The 14,561-nt window shown below is 32.5% G+C and carries 14 protein-coding genes; 7 read left to right on the forward strand and 7 right to left on the reverse strand.

Annotation, left to right across the window (positions count from 1 at the left end):
• Window positions 1–38 precede the first annotated feature (38 nt).
• The 3 genes from coaD to ABXT06_RS20830 all read left to right on the forward strand — a co-directional run bounded on the left by coaD (window position 39) and on the right by ABXT06_RS20830 (window position 1,790).
• Window positions 39–497, forward strand: a complete 459-nt coding sequence (coaD, locus tag ABXT06_RS20820; protein WP_111377084.1) for a pantetheine-phosphate adenylyltransferase — start codon at window positions 39–41, stop codon at window positions 495–497.
• 80 nt (window positions 498–577) lie between these two features.
• Window positions 578–1,195: a zinc-ribbon domain-containing protein gene (locus ABXT06_RS20825; RefSeq protein WP_354592458.1), complete on the forward strand. Its 618-nt coding sequence runs from the start codon at window positions 578–580 to the stop codon at window positions 1,193–1,195.
• 16 nt (window positions 1,196–1,211) lie between these two features.
• The gene (locus ABXT06_RS20830) at window positions 1,212–1,790 is read left to right on the forward strand and encodes a PhnA domain-containing protein (protein ID WP_354592459.1); all 579 of its coding nucleotides are present in this window, start codon (window positions 1,212–1,214) and stop codon (window positions 1,788–1,790) included.
• Between the two features lie 211 nt (window positions 1,791–2,001).
• Here ABXT06_RS20830 and ABXT06_RS20835 read toward each other — a convergent pair whose 3' ends face one another.
• Together ABXT06_RS20835 and ABXT06_RS20840 are read right to left on the reverse strand one after the other, a co-directional pair.
• Entirely contained in the window at window positions 2,002–2,448 is a 447-nt protein-coding gene (locus ABXT06_RS20835) for a hypothetical protein (protein WP_354592460.1), read from the reverse strand.
• Window positions 2,449–2,662: 214 nt separating this feature from the next.
• Window positions 2,663–4,024, reverse strand: coding sequence for a DEAD/DEAH box helicase (locus ABXT06_RS20840; RefSeq protein WP_354592461.1), 1,362 nt, complete (start codon window positions 4,022–4,024; stop codon window positions 2,663–2,665).
• Between the two features lie 257 nt (window positions 4,025–4,281).
• Here ABXT06_RS20840 and ABXT06_RS20845 point away from each other — a divergent pair, with 257 nt between their 5' ends.
• On the forward strand, window positions 4,282–6,009 hold the full coding sequence (locus tag ABXT06_RS20845; protein ID WP_354592462.1) for a M14 family metallopeptidase: 1,728 nt from the start codon (window positions 4,282–4,284) through the stop codon (window positions 6,007–6,009).
• A 398-nt stretch (window positions 6,010–6,407) separates the two neighbouring features.
• Here the strand turns inward: ABXT06_RS20845 and ABXT06_RS20850 are convergent, their stop codons facing one another.
• The 3 genes from ABXT06_RS20850 to ABXT06_RS20860 form a co-directional block, all read right to left on the reverse strand.
• Entirely contained in the window at window positions 6,408–6,860 is a 453-nt protein-coding gene (locus ABXT06_RS20850) for a hypothetical protein (RefSeq protein ID WP_354592463.1), read from the reverse strand.
• Between the two features lie 101 nt (window positions 6,861–6,961).
• On the reverse strand, window positions 6,962–7,318 hold the full coding sequence (locus ABXT06_RS20855; RefSeq protein WP_354592464.1) for a hypothetical protein: 357 nt from the start codon (window positions 7,316–7,318) through the stop codon (window positions 6,962–6,964).
• A gap of 466 nt (window positions 7,319–7,784) precedes the next feature.
• On the reverse strand, window positions 7,785–8,807 hold the full coding sequence (locus tag ABXT06_RS20860; RefSeq protein ID WP_354592465.1) for a hypothetical protein: 1,023 nt from the start codon (window positions 8,805–8,807) through the stop codon (window positions 7,785–7,787).
• Window positions 8,808–10,029: 1,222 nt separating this feature from the next.
• Between ABXT06_RS20860 and ABXT06_RS20865 the strand changes: the two genes are divergently transcribed.
• Both ABXT06_RS20865 and ABXT06_RS20870 read left to right on the forward strand, forming a co-directional pair.
• Window positions 10,030–10,260 (forward strand): DUF4287 domain-containing protein, encoded by a 231-nt coding sequence (locus ABXT06_RS20865; RefSeq protein ID WP_354592466.1) that lies wholly within the window; start codon window positions 10,030–10,032, stop codon window positions 10,258–10,260.
• Between the two features lie 55 nt (window positions 10,261–10,315).
• Complete coding sequence (locus ABXT06_RS20870; protein ID WP_354592467.1) at window positions 10,316–11,056, forward strand: DUF6882 domain-containing protein; 741 nt, start codon at window positions 10,316–10,318, stop codon at window positions 11,054–11,056.
• Between the two features lie 149 nt (window positions 11,057–11,205).
• On the opposite strand, the gene ABXT06_RS20875 is transcribed toward ABXT06_RS20870, so the two are convergent.
• Complete coding sequence (locus ABXT06_RS20875) at window positions 11,206–12,759, reverse strand: SGBP N-terminal domain-containing protein (RefSeq protein ID WP_354592468.1); 1,554 nt, start codon at window positions 12,757–12,759, stop codon at window positions 11,206–11,208.
• 409 nt (window positions 12,760–13,168) lie between these two features.
• On the reverse strand, window positions 13,169–13,819 hold the full coding sequence (locus ABXT06_RS20880; RefSeq protein WP_354592469.1) for an NUDIX hydrolase: 651 nt from the start codon (window positions 13,817–13,819) through the stop codon (window positions 13,169–13,171).
• Window positions 13,820–13,826: 7 nt separating this feature from the next.
• Here ABXT06_RS20880 and pyrE point away from each other — a divergent pair, with 7 nt between their 5' ends.
• Window positions 13,827–14,471, forward strand: coding sequence for an orotate phosphoribosyltransferase (pyrE, locus tag ABXT06_RS20885; RefSeq protein ID WP_354592470.1), 645 nt, complete (start codon window positions 13,827–13,829; stop codon window positions 14,469–14,471).
• The last annotated feature ends 90 nt before the right edge of the window (window positions 14,472–14,561 follow it).

The following is a 14,561-nucleotide window of genomic DNA, read 5'->3' on the forward strand; positions in this document are numbered from 1 at the left end:
TGCGCCTTTGCAGCTTTAAACCTTTAAAAAGAAAAAAAATGCGTAAAGCCATATTCCCAGGATCATTTGACCCAATTACATTAGGACACGAAGACATTATCAAAAGAGGAATTCCTTTATTTGACGAAATCATAATTGCCATTGGTGTCAATGCCGAAAAAAAATACATGTTTTCATTAGAAGAAAGAAAACGTTTCATTGAAGAAACTTTCAAAGACGAACCAAAAGTTTCGGTTATCACTTACGAAGGCTTAACGATTGATTTGGCTAAAAAAGAAAAAGCCAATTTTATTCTAAGAGGTCTTCGCAACCCAGCCGATTTCGAATTCGAAAAAGCAATTGCACACACCAACAGAAAACTTTCGAAAATAGAAACCGTTTTCTTATTGACAGCTGCAAGTACCTCATTTATCAGTTCGAGCATTGTACGCGACGTATTGCGTCATGGTGGCGAATATGAGATGTTGGTTCCAGAGGCGGTGAGGGTTAAGAAATAATTAGTTCAAATATTTTTATAATTGCATGAAAAATGTAAGATAAAACTTTATTTTTGTGCAATAATTATAAAATCTTATTTATGATCTTTTTTTACGGAACAAAGGCCAGTACAATTAAAAATGGAATAATCAATAATGTTACCTGTCCACATTGTGATACAAATACAGGAATGAATTATAGTATCTTTGGAAAATATGCACACCTTTATTGGATTCCAATTTTTCCAGTTGGAAAAGTAAAAATATTAGAATGCAAAAATTGTAAATCTACTTACGAATTAAAAAAATTACCAGAATCAATTCAACAAAAATTCAATAAAGAACAAGAACAAAACCCTTCAAAAACACCTATACATCATTTTGCTCTTTTAATCATAATCGGATTAGGCGTTATATTTGGTTTTTACTCTAGTTTTAAAAGTGATTCAGACAGCAAAGAATTTGCAGAAAACCCTAAAGTTGGAGATGTATATTTTGAAACCACAAGTACTGGAAAATATTCTACTTCAAAAGTTACGAAAGTCACTACGGATAGCGTTTTTGTTCTTGTAAATAATATGGAAATAGACAAAAAAAGCAATGTTTATAAAATAAATACAAACAGTAATTTTACAACTAATACTTACGGTTATAGTAGAAAACAAATCATAGATTTTGTAAAAGATGGAAAGACCATTTATGAAATCCAAAGAAAATAAATAAAAACAACAAACAATGAGTATCGAGAGAGAATTAAGCAAACGAAGCGGATCAAAATGTGAACTTTGTGGTAATGAAGAGAATTTAAAAGTTTATCAAGTCTTGCCAACTAGAAAAGGAGGAATTGACGAAGCTATATTCGCCTGTAACACTTGTATTGACCAGATTGAAAATCCAGATAACGTAGATTTAAATCACTGGAGATGTCTTAACGACAGCATGTGGAACGAAAACATTCCTGTACAAGTTGTAGCTTGGAGGATGTTAAGCCGTATGCGCGCTGCTGGATGGCCACAAGAATTGCTAGATATGATGTATTTAGACGAAGATACTCTAGAATGGGCAAAAGCAACTGGAGAAGGCGAAGATGACGAAAATAAATTAGTTCACCGCGACAGTAACGGTGTAGTACTACAACACGGAGATTCTGTAGTTTTAATCAAAGATCTTAAAGTAAAAGGATCAAGCATGGTTGCCAAACAAGGAACTGCTGTGAGAAACATTCGCTTAGATCACGAAAACGCTGAATACATTGAAGGAAAAGTAGATGGCCAGCAGATTGTGATTATTACACAGTATGTTAAGAAAATATAATTTTTGAGGTTCAGAGGAACAAAGGGACAAAGGTGCAAAATTTCCAAACTAAAATAAAATCTTTGTCCCTTTGCAACACTGAGCCTTTGAACCTAAAACAAAAAAAAGCTGTTCGATTAGAACAGCTTTTTTTGTTTATGTGAATAAGAGATAAGTCTTAAAAAAAACTTTGCTCCTTCGTCCCTTTGAAGCTTTGAACCTCAAAAAAGAATTACTTTTGGAATAATTTACTGATTTGGTCTTTTACGAATGGCTCAGAAACATTGTTTGTATCAGCATCTCTTTCTTTGCTAGAAACCATAAATTGTACAGTTGCTTTGTCTGGAACTACGTTTCCTGTGTAGTGCAACCAAATGTAGTTATTTGGCAATTCTAATTTGATATCATACAAAGGCGTTGCAGTAAATCCTCCAACAATAATGTTGTAAAGGTTGTTGTAGGCATTATCGATGTTTTTGAATGAAAACTTTCTTAAGTTAGAAGAATCTTCTTCATTCTGGATAATAGTATAATACACCGTGTACTCATCTCCAATTTTTTGGATGTAATTGTTATTCACTTTTCCTAATTTCTCAACAGGAACTGTCTCTAGAACTTTAACTTGTCCAAACGATACAAAGCTAATGAACAGAATAGCAAGGGTAATAATGTTTTTCATACTGAATTTGGGGTTTACAATTTTACTGTAGCAAAAAAACATAGAATTATTGAAAAAACACCTATCAAATCATTATTTTTTTAACATAAAATTGCAAAACTTAACCACATAACTCTAAACTATTGAAATACAACAAAATAAATATCAAAAATTAAAATTCCAATCTTCAAATTTACGTCTTGCTTCTTGCATCTTTCCTCTAATTTATCTAAAATCAATACTTCCCTTTCTTCTCCTCTTCTACTTTCTTAATGACATTTCGGGCAACTTCGATTTTAAACTTCTTGCCTTTCATTTTTTCATCCTTGATATTTTTCAGAAGCTCTTTTACTTTATTGTATCTAACTGCAGCAAACGAAACAAAATCTTTCACTTCAATTAAACCTAAATCATCTTTTTCTAATTTCCCTTTTTGAGAAAAGAAACCTACTATATCAAATTTATTCAACTTAGTTTTCTTTCCGCCACTGATGTAAATAGTCTGAAATTGAGGCGGATTCGGAAGCGAAACTTTTCCCTCAACATCCAAAACCTTCATTTCATAATCAATATAATCTAACTGTTTTTCACTTTCGTGGATGATAATGTAAGCCGTTCCTGTTGCCTGCATACGTGCTGTACGTCCGTTACGATGTGTAAACTCGTCTTCTTTTAATGGTAAATGGTAATGAATAACATGTTTCATTTCTGGAATATCCAAACCTCTCGCAGCCAAATCTGTCGTAACCAAATACGTCACACTTCCGTTTCTAAACTGAATCAAAGCACGCTCACGTTCTTCCTGATCCATTCCGCCGTGATAATACACCGAGTAGATTCCTTTTTCATTTAAAGTATCACTAATACGTTCTGCGGCATCACGGTGATTGCAGAAAATAATAGCCGATTCTGATTTCAACGAACAAATTAAATTGAACAAACTTTGCAATTTATCCTTTGAAGGCGAAAGAACCATTTTCATAGAAAGATTCGTCTTTTCTTCTTCGTCTGGAATGAAATCTAAAACTGTCGGATTTACAACTCGAGTATATTTCGGAATCTCAATATCTGAAGTTGCCGAAACCAAAACTCTTTTATTGACTTTAGCCAACCTTCCAATAATGAAAGACATCTGCTCATGAAACCCTAATTGAAGCGATTTATCAAACTCATCTAAAATTAGAGTCTGAATTTTATCTGTTCTAAAAGTTTCTCTGTCAATATGATCTGCAATTCTTCCAGGTGTTCCAATTAAAACCGCTGGCGGATTACTTAAGTTTTTCATTTCCGTTTCAATCGAATGTCCGCCATAGCAAATATTCACTTTGTACTGCGTTCCCATTTTCTTCCAAACCTGTTCGATTTGTAATCCCAATTCTCGCGACGGAACTAAAATCAAACATTGAACCGATAAAATCTCAGGTTGCAATAATTCTAAAACTGGCAGCAAAAACGCTAATGTTTTTCCTGATCCTGTTGGAGAAAGCAATAAGACATTATTATCATTCAGAATAACGTCATGAGCAGTTTCCTGCATCTCGTTGAGGTTCTGAATCCCTAAATTCGAAAGTATATTGTTAGAATGGTGTTTTTTCATGCTGCAAAAGTAGGGAAAAAAGTTGTTTCAAGTTTTTCTTGTTTCAGGTTTCATGTTAGTTAATGTAAAAGTTTTGTTTCACGCAGATTTAAAAAAGATTTAGGCAGATTTAAACAGATTTCTCTAGCATAAAAATCAAATAAATCTGCCAAAATCTGGAAAATCTGCGTGAAACCATTAACCCAAAAGCATATCAACTTGAAACCTTAAACTTGAAACAAAAAACTTTATATTTGATTCCTACTAAACCCAAAACCATGAAACTTTTTACAATTCTCTTTTCACTTTTCACCATAACCATTTCTGCACAAAACAATAAAAAATACGATACGTTTTTTGAAAAAGGAAACGGAAACCAATCTGCTTCGTATCAAGAAACTATCGCTTATTGGAAAATGCTTGCCAATGATTTTCCAACGATTCAAATGAAAGAAATGGGATTGACCGATTCTGGCGAACCTTTACATATGATTACTTTCAATCCTGACAAGGAATTTGATTTTGATAAAATCCAGAAAACCAAAGCGATTTTATTTGTAAATAACGGAATCCACGCGGGAGAACCTGACGGAATCGATGCAACCATGCAATTTTACAGAGATTTGGCAACAGGAAAAATGAAAGCGCCACAAAACACGGTTTTGGTTACCATTCCAGTTTATAATATTGGTGGAGCTTTAAACCGAAATTCGACAACTCGCGCCAACCAAAACGGACCTGAGATTTATGGCTTTAGAGGAAATGCCAGAAACTACGATTTGAATCGTGATTTAATGAAATCGGATACGCGAAATACAAAGAGTTTTGTAGAGATTTTCCAGAAAATAAATGCTGATGTTTTTATCGATAATCACGTAAGTAACGGTTCTGATTATCAATACAAACTGACATACATTATGACGCAACATAATAAACTTGGAACAGTTTTGGGCGATTTTATGAATAACGAAATGATGCCCGCTTTGGTAAAAGATCTTCAGAAAAAGAAAATCGAAACTACGCCTTATGTCGATTCGTTTAAAGATACGCCAGATAAAGGTTTTGGGCAGTTTGTTGATAGTCCGCGATATACAACGGGTTATACTTCGTTGTTTAATACGATTGGTTTTGTGGTGGAAACGCACATGCTGAAAAAATACGCCGAACGTGTAAAAATGACCTACGAATACATGAAATCGACTTTGGATTTTACCGATGCGAACTATCAAAAAATAAAAGATTTACGAGTAAAGAATTTAGAGCCATATCAGCCAAAGAAATCATATACTTTAAAATGGGAATTGGACAGCACAAAAGCGACCACTTTTTCGTTTTTAGGTTATGAAGCAGGTTACAAAAAAAGCGACGCCACAACAGGAAATCGTTTGTATTACGACCGAAGCAAACCGTACAAAAAAGACGTTCCATACATTAAAGAATTTAAATCGGCTAAAGAAGTCGTGATTCCGACGGCTTATGTTGTTCCGAGAGGATATTGGAATATTATGGATCTTTTAAAAAACAATAATATCTCATTTAAACCAATTAAAAACGATACGATTATAGAAGTAGAAAGCTACAGAATTGCCGATTTCAAAACCGTTCCATCTGCTTACGAAGGACATTACATACACCGAAATACAACCGTAACTTCTAAAATGATTAAAATGGCTTTCACCAAAGGAGATTACTTAGTTCCAACCAACCAAAAAGGCGTAAAATATCTTCTAGAAGCTTTTGAACCAGAAGGCGTTGATTCGTTCTTTAACTGGAATTTCTTTGATCCAATTTTACAGCAAAAAGAGCATTACTCAGAATATATTTTTGAAGATACTGCTGGACAGCTTTTAAAAGAAAATCCGTCGCTAAAAGCAGAATTAGAAACTAAAAAGCAAAACGATCGCGAGTTTGCTAAAAACGCCGAAGCGCAATTGGATTGGATTTACAAACATTCTGTTTATTATGAAAAAGCGCATATGCAGTATCCTGTTTATCGTGTGCTTTAGTTTTTTTTAAAGAGCCTCAAAAAAAATTCGAGGCTCTATTTCTTAAGTTATTAATTGTTCCGTTTTTGTTTTAGAAGTTTAAAAATATAGATTATAGTTCCAATTATTAAAACTAGTAAAACAGGAAAAAAATAACTCACTATGTAATATGTGTCTGAAATACAAAAAATGAAATTATATTCTACGAAATAGAAAAAAATCAACAGCAAAACACAAACTGCAAGAAATATCAAAAATTTAACTTTCATTTTCTATCATTGTCACATTATTAAAAAAAGCATTAAACAAATTAAAATGCCCAAAAACAGCTTCTTGAAAACTTACATCTTCAACTACAAGACTAAGCATTTTATCAGGAAATTTATTGTGCAAAAATTTAAAAATATTAACTATTAGAATTAGTAAGTTATAAACAAACTTTCGTCTCCCTTGGTAATATAATCAAAGGAAAGTATTCTATCATTTATTAATGAAAAATACATTACAAGATTGTTTTTACTTAACAAAATAAAAACATTATATGTTGTTTTAAAGACTGCTTTAGCATATTTGTAATCATCATATGGCACAATAGAAAAATCTTGCGGATTTATTAATGAAGATTTTTCTTTTTTAATTTTCTTTAAATGTTTACCCAGAATTTTTATTCTATCTTCAGAACTATATTTTGTATTATTGATAGGTTCAAAAAACATATAGTTATCCGCAACAAATTTTGCATTTTTCTTTTCAAAAAAGACAGACTTTACAAAATTATTCACAAGCAACTCATTGGTTTTGTTCTGACTTTCTGCAACAATTGTTTTCAACAAAAACATTGCAAGCAACAAAATTAATTTATTTTTTTTCATTTAACACACTCCTTTCTTTTTTGGGGCATTCCCTTTAGTTGCACTTTTTGTAGCTCCACTTGGAATAAAATCACAACAAGCTTCAAACTACAATAAAGCATTTACTCGCAAGTAACTTTTCTAACCAGATGGTCAACGGAGTAATATTTCTTTTTATCCTTTAAATAGACAAAAAAGTGATATGCTTTATTTACATTATCATTTTTTACAATTTCATTTAACTGTTTTCTATCTGTATTTACCTTTAATTTACTATTACTAGTAGGATTTGAACTAAAAAATATTTTTTCATTATTTATGATAAATGTAAACCCTGATATTTCTTTAGTTTTAGTATTTTTTCTATAAACAATTTCATCTGTCTTTTTATCAAACTCAAAAACAAAAATGTTTTTATGATTTTGTGAAAAGGCTTTAAAACTTAAAATCGCTATTACAATTATATATATCTTTTTCATTTTTTATTTAATTACAAGCAAGACACTTGTGCCTAAAAAGATTCTCATTAAAAACGCTCATTCCAGCAAAAAAATTAAGACACTTTAATATCTGGCTTTTGTTTTTTCACTATTATTATTACGTAAACCGATGATATTACAAACACGGTTAAAGGGAGTAAAAAAGCAATGTTTATTCTGTGATAATTGTATATTAGACCTGTAATGAAAACTAGAATAAGCAATAAAATTAAAAAACTACTTAGCAAAATTTTATAATTTTTGCTTCTTAAAAATAAAATAATCAGTCCAGATGTAGGAATGGTTATTAGCCCCTGCCAAAGAATTGACGTTGTGTTATTAAAGAGGTCATACAAAAACTGGCAGAAATATATAATAAGAAGAATAAAATTTGGAACCCCATTCTCTTGAACGCCAAAAGTTACTAAAAAACTTATTACGGCGATTAATTTTAAAACTTTCAGATTCATAAACATGATTTTATTGTTTTAGGTGCATTAAATGACCCCGTGATATGATTTGGAAGGCTCTGTAATATAATTGCAGTGGTATCTGGATTATCCAAAGACCCACTGGTAGAAACACCAGCAATATTTAGCACATCAGTGGCAAAATCAGCACAGTTGTGAAAACTTATATCATAATTGTCCGATTGATATGTCTGTGAGAGCGTTATAATCCGGTTCAATTGCGCGCCAGTAATTGTCATACTAGCAGCTACGTTATAATGTGCATTTCCATTATCTCCCATAATTCCTTGCCCAGTCACGGAACCTAATAACCTTTTAGGGTAATAGCCGTAAACCGCAGAATTGGTTCCTTGCGATACGCCTATAAATGCATGTCCGACTCCATTACCCTCCCACATAGTTTCCGCATAAACAGTAAGCTTTGCCGATTTAGAAACATCTAAGCACTTCAGAAAATCTTTTATGTCACTAATTGGCACCTTGGGAGGAGGAGGCATCATCGTATTTTGTCCTCCTGAGCTATTGCTTCCACCACCACCGCCTGTAGTTACCCCACCACCAATTGTTGGGTCTTCACCACCTCCACCATCGCAATACAGCAATCTAATAGGCGTAAAACTTCCGTCACCATTCCAATATCCAAAAAAGGTACAATCTAAATTTTCTTCACGCATTTTAGAGGTCACTCCTAGCTGAACGCCTTTGCCATTTTTATATTGTACTGACGAAACAAAATTTTCTTTTAAGTCTTGCTTAAAAATTTTACCGCTAAAATTATTTGGCGCTCCATAATAAACAGAACTTTTACCAAAACTACTATAATTCTCATCGTCAGCAAAAATTTGAATGTAATATGCTTTGAATTTTTTCTGTCCATCTTTTACAAAAACCAAACGATGACTGTCATTTTGCAATGTTGCATTTTCATTTGAAGTGCTTAAATTTTCTTTGAGTGTAAAAGGCACTTCAATTACCTCTCCATCTTTGCCGTCTGATACTATGGCATTTTCCCACTGCAAATTGTCAATATACTGCAGAATTGAAGCATTCTATTCTGATTCGTTATTATTGAACCAACTTCTTGCTTCGACAGACGCTTTGACATTTGGATTACTACTGCTGTCTTCAGAGGTACAGCTTGTCATTAAAAGAACACATACTAAAAGCATACGACCTATTAGGCTTGTGAATTTTTTCATGATAATGCGGTTAAATAGTTTAATTCTTACAAACATAAACTTTATTTTTAAATATTAAGAAAAAACTTATATTATTTTTATAAAATTTATTAAACCATCCACTACTGCACGACTGTAATGCTCATGAATGTAACCTCAAACCACTTTGATGTAAAAAGATCACAAGCAGGACACTTGTGCCAACAAAGATTCATATCAAAATGCTTATGCTAGCAAAAAAATTAAGACACTTTGATATCCGGTTTTTGTTTTTTTACCATTACTATGACGTAAACTGATGAGATTACAAATACGGTTAAAGGGAGTAAAAAAGCACTGTGTATGTTCTGGTAATTAATTCTTAGTCCTGTAACGTAAAACTGATAAACCAATAACACTATAAAACAGCCCAAGAGAACCTTATAATTTCTACTTATTAAAAACAAAAAAAGCACACAAAATACAGGAATAATTGACAACCCTTCCCAAAATATTCCCAAGCTCACACTACTAAAAACGTCGTACCAAAATTGGTAGAAATAAATCAGCAGTAGAGCAATAGTTGGCACCCCATTTTCTTGAAGCCCGAAGATTAATAGAAAAGAAAACATTGTGATGAATCTTACAACTTTTAAATTTATTGACATATTTAGTTTATTTTTCAGTGGCAAAATACACTAATAAATAAAAAAATAAAGAAAAAACTTATAAACATAAAAATTACGGAATTCCGTAATGAAATTTAAAATTTTCGTATTTACTTTATAATTATTTTTAAAGGTAAAAACAGAAACTTTAGACATTATGGATGCAGTTATAAAAGATTACGATTATTCGTTGATGGCTTGGCAATTTTTTTGTTTACTTTTTGGGATAGCAATACTTTATTTGCTGTACAAAGTTTATAAAAAAGTCAAATAAGTTATAGCTAATAAAACAAATAGCCCTAGAATGTGCTAGGGTTATTTTTATTAACAAGCTGAACCAAATAAATTAAAAAACCGAATACTAATCCTACTTTTAATTTGTATTTTCGTTTCACTTAACTTCTAACTTATATTTTATGTCATTTCAAGGATACCTAAAAACAATTAAAGAAAAAACAGGAAATGGTCCAGCTGAGTTTAGAACTCTAGCAGAGCAAAAAGGTTTTACAGCAAACGGAGAATTAAAACCAGAAGTAAAAGCTGGAGATATTGTCAACTGGCTAAAAAATGATTTTAGTTTAGGGCAAGGGCATGCAATGGCAATTTATGCACTGCTTAAAGGCATTAAAAATGAAGACAGCGAATAAAATTTAAGTAAAAAATCAAGAATTTCAATTTTATAATTATACAAGCCACAAAAAAATGGGACTATTCAATAATCTTTTTAAAAAGAAAGAAGAAAACACAGAATCAACTGTTAATCAACAAAATGCATCTAAATATTTTACATCTGAAAATGATTTTTTAGAAAAATATGGAGCTTTGGCTTTAGAAAAACAAAGAAATCTCTATGCGGTAACTGGAGATCTTTCTTGGAATGTTAATATGGACGCTGAGGAAATTACTTTTGGTGATGATCTTACTTTTCCGATGCAGGTTTTAGGTTCTTTTTCGCATTCTTCAGAAACATGGCTTTGGCTTTGGGAAAATAAAGCTGGTGGTTATGCCGAATCGGTTATGAAACAGGCGCTTTTATTAAAACAATATGGAGAAAAAAACAGCATTGATTTACTTACTATTGGAAAATTTGACGCTGTACAAAACGATTTACATTTAATAGGAATGATTGCTACTGAAATGTTTAACGGAAGCGGTTATTATCTCGGAAATTATGGACAGGGAACAATGGTTGTCACCATAAAAGATGATTCAATTGACAATACTGAAAGTGACGAATTATCTAGAATTTTAACTGTTTTCCCAGAATTGATTTCGACATTTGAAATCCAGAATCATAAAAATGCTTTTACGAATTATCTTTCTCAAAAAGGTTACGAATTGACTCCAAATGGAAATGAAATTAAAGCAGAAAAAGACGGAAATATCATAAATGCCGTTTTTAACGAAAATAATCTTTTGACAGCTTTAAATGGTAATTCTTAAGATTAGAAAAATCTGAATTCTATTTTAAACAGAAAGTCATTCATAATTATTTTATTGAAACTTTAATACCTTAATACCTTATACAAAAAACAAACCTCGTAAAATCAGATGATTTACGAGGTTTTATTTTATTTAAAGTAATGATCGTTTTATTGACCTCCAACTCCTACTAAAGTTGGGTACTTACCTGCAGTAAAGTTCCAATTTGCACTTGTCCAAGTACTATTATAAGGAGTTCCTGTTTTCATTTCGGCAGTTGTTTTACCAACCGCTTTGCCACCATCTTCAGAGGTTGATTGCCCTGTAGTTTGAACATCCCAAAAGCAATCTGGGGCAGCACTCCAGTGAAAATTAAACCCAACCAATCCGCCGCCTGTTACTACTTTTCCTGTAGCATAACAATTAGTGATTTCACATGCATTCTTTCCTATAAGCGCTCCTCCATTTTTATAGGTTCCTGTTAGAGAGCCTGTAGCATAGCAATTTTCTAGAATACAAAGATAATTGTAACCTACTAAACCACCAGCAAATGAATCGCCCCCAGCTTCAACATTAGCAGTGCTATAGCTGTTTGAAAGCTTACTTGGCCTTCCATTTTCGTCATTGTTAATTCCAACTAAACCACCTACATGTTTTTGAACGGAAAGACCTGTTAGTACAACTTTTCCAGTTGAAAAACAATGAGATATTGTCCCTCCTTTGTTATTACCTACCAACGCGCCTACATTCCCGCCACCGGTAATATTTACTGAAACAAGCCCAAGATTTTTAACAACGCCTTTGGCCCCTAATACAGAAATAAATCCTATATCTTCTGTACTTCCACGTTTAATAGTCAAATTTTTTATTACATGCCCGTTTCCGTCTATTGTTCCTACAAAACTATCAAAGTCCCCAATAGGATTCCAGCCTTGACTTGCATAATTAGGACCTAATGGATATTCGGTACCGTCTACAGGAGGCATTTCAATGTCATTCATCAATTTAAAACTCTCTTCAAGATAATAAGTTGGATCTAACAACTGCTCTGGAGTATATATACCGTAAGGGTTTGTATCTTTATTATAAACTGGGATTTTAATAGTATACGTTTTCTTTGTTTTTTTGTCGGCAGATGTTACAGTAAATGTAAATCCTGTTGTATTATAATCACTTTCTTCATTACTTCCCGCATCTGTCACTTCTGCTCCTATAGGTAAGATTGGGAATCCCGTGTCATAATTAACAGACATTGGAGCATTGTAAATTGTATTTATTCCTTCTTTAAGCCCTTTCAATTCCCAATAAATCTCTTGATCGGCATCTTCAAAAGTAAAGCCTAATATATCTGCAGAGTTAGGAGGTGTTATGGTATAATCTTGCTTACTGCCATCTTCTGCGACAACTGTATAAATTATGGTTTTACTAAAATCATTTTTAGTTGTACCACTTATCTGCTGTACATCCCCAACAGTAACTTTTGCTCCCGTTGTAGTAAATGTTGCAGCCAAACTAGTTAAATCAGTTCCAGCAGGAAAAGCGATAGAAATTGTGTGTGTATTTTCATCTATTGTACCTGTTACTGCAGGATTTACAAAAGAAAAAGAAGTAATTGCTTTTGCATTACTTACAGGAGTTTCAGGCCCCTCTTCATTTGATGAGCACGAATAATTCAATACAATAAATAATGTAAGTAAACTAGAGTACTTAAAGAATCTGATCATTTTAAAGTTTATTTTTTTTAGCATTTTGGGTTTTAGGTTAAATTTTAAATGAAAATTATAAATGTTTTTTTTGTTTTGAACAGCAAATCTAACTAATAGCGTAATACTTTTTTTACGGTTTACCGTAAAGCAGGAATTTTTATTTAGTTTTTGTTGTTTTAATGCTAAAACGCGAGCAAAATGTTTACATCACGTAAAAAAATAATCTCAGAAACAATTAAAAATTAAAAAATATATCTGAAGCGTGAGGGACAGAGTTAATCTGACGCAGCGGAGAGGAAAGCCCAATAGCAATAAAAAAAGACCCAATGAACGCAAAGTTGATTGGGTCTTTTCTTTTTTATTGGTGGCACGCCCCAATGTTAATTTTTAAATTCTAAATTCCAAATTAAAAACTCTAAATATCTATTTATTTGGAATCTGGACCTGAGCGATAAGCAATTGGCGCAACCATTTTTTCCATTGGTCTTTTTTCTTCTTCGAATAACAATTTAATGTTTTCGTATGAGTTTTTAAGTGCTTCTTTTATTTGTTCTGGGTTTAACCACGCTACTTTTTCAATTCCTTCTTCAAGTTGTCCGTGTGGTGTTCCTTCAAAATCAGATTGCATTTCGAACCAATGCGTGATTTTGAGTTTGTATTTTCCATTGCGCTTAAAGATATGATAGGTTTTTTGAAGTTTATTCGTAATACGAAGCTGGTTTACTCCTGTCTCCTCCTCTACCTCACGCATAGCCGTCGCCTCGATGTCTTCCCCTTTCTCGATTCCGCCTTTTGGCAAGTCCCATTTTCCATTTCTAAAGATAAATAAGACCTCGCCTTTTTTGTTGTAGACAAAGCCTCCGCCTGCTTTATTTACCGGAATTTTGGCTTTTAGGGTTTTCATCATCTCACTTTCGTCGGGATGATATAGAATAGCTTTTTGAATTTTATTTTGAAAAATTTTTATAATAAGCTGTTCGATATCAATACTCTCCAACAAGAACAATTGGAAATCTGTTTCCTTTGAGATTTCATTTGTCAAAAAAAGTGGTTTGTCGTTTACAAAAACTTTATACATTTGTACTATGATTTTTAATAAAGATACTGCCGAAAAAACAGCCGAATTGCTTTTGCAAATAAATGCAATTAAATTGAATCCCGAAAATCCTTTTACATGGGCTTCTGGTTGGAAATCTCCTATTTACTGTGATAATAGGTTAATTCTTTCATTTCCGAGCATCAGAAATTATGTTCGTGATGAGTTTGCTAAAAACATTGAAAAACAATTTGGAAAACCTGATGTGATTGCTGGTGTTGCTACTGGAGCCATTGGAGTTGGAATTTTGGTTGCCGAAAGTTTAGGTCTTCCCTTCGTATATGTGCGTCCAGAACCTAAAAAACACGGTAGACAAAACCAAGTGGAAGGTTTTTTACAAAAAGGACAAAATGTTGTAGTTGTTGAGGATTTAATTAGTACCGGAAAAAGCAGTTTAATGGCTGTAGAAGCTTTAAGAAGCGAAGGCGCTAATATTAAAGGTATGGCCGCTATTTTCACATACGGTTTTGATGTTGCAGAAACAAACTTTAAAGAAGCTAATGTTGATTTATTCACATTAAGCAACTACGAAAACCTATTAGATTTAGCTGTTCAGAAACAATATATTACAGAAGACCAACAGTCTACTTTGCTTGAATGGAACGCAAGTCCATCAACTTGGGGACAGGAGTAATTTTAGATTTTAGATTTTAGATTTTAGATTTTAGATTTTAGATTTTAGATTTTAGATTTTAGATTTTAGATTTTAGATTTTAGATTTTAG

The sequence above is a fragment of the Flavobacterium sp. UW10123 genome (assembly GCF_040538975.1).
In the GTDB taxonomy this organism is placed as follows: Bacteria; Bacteroidota; Bacteroidia; order Flavobacteriales; family Flavobacteriaceae; genus Flavobacterium.

Bases quoted from the DNA above. Each gene is read 5' to 3' on its own strand.
- coaD (WP_111377084.1), top strand. From the start codon at position 39: ATGCGTAAAGCCATATTCCCAGGATCATTTGACCCAATTACATTAGGA.
- ABXT06_RS20825 (WP_354592458.1), top strand. From the start codon at position 578: ATGATCTTTTTTTACGGAACAAAGGCCAGTACAATTAAAAATGGAATA.
- ABXT06_RS20830 (WP_354592459.1), top strand. From the start codon at position 1,212: ATGAGTATCGAGAGAGAATTAAGCAAACGAAGCGGATCAAAATGTGAA.
- ABXT06_RS20835 (WP_354592460.1), bottom strand. From the start codon at position 2,448: ATGAAAAACATTATTACCCTTGCTATTCTGTTCATTAGCTTTGTATCG.
- ABXT06_RS20840 (WP_354592461.1), bottom strand. From the start codon at position 4,024: ATGAAAAAACACCATTCTAACAATATACTTTCGAATTTAGGGATTCAG.
- ABXT06_RS20845 (WP_354592462.1), top strand. From the start codon at position 4,282: ATGAAACTTTTTACAATTCTCTTTTCACTTTTCACCATAACCATTTCT.
- ABXT06_RS20850 (WP_354592463.1), bottom strand. From the start codon at position 6,860: ATGAAAAAAAATAAATTAATTTTGTTGCTTGCAATGTTTTTGTTGAAA.
- ABXT06_RS20855 (WP_354592464.1), bottom strand. From the start codon at position 7,318: ATGAAAAAGATATATATAATTGTAATAGCGATTTTAAGTTTTAAAGCC.
- ABXT06_RS20865 (WP_354592466.1), top strand. From the start codon at position 10,030: ATGTCATTTCAAGGATACCTAAAAACAATTAAAGAAAAAACAGGAAAT.
- ABXT06_RS20870 (WP_354592467.1), top strand. From the start codon at position 10,316: ATGGGACTATTCAATAATCTTTTTAAAAAGAAAGAAGAAAACACAGAA.
- ABXT06_RS20875 (WP_354592468.1), bottom strand. From the start codon at position 12,759: ATGATCAGATTCTTTAAGTACTCTAGTTTACTTACATTATTTATTGTA.
- ABXT06_RS20880 (WP_354592469.1), bottom strand. From the start codon at position 13,819: ATGTATAAAGTTTTTGTAAACGACAAACCACTTTTTTTGACAAATGAA.
- pyrE (WP_354592470.1), top strand. From the start codon at position 13,827: ATGATTTTTAATAAAGATACTGCCGAAAAAACAGCCGAATTGCTTTTG.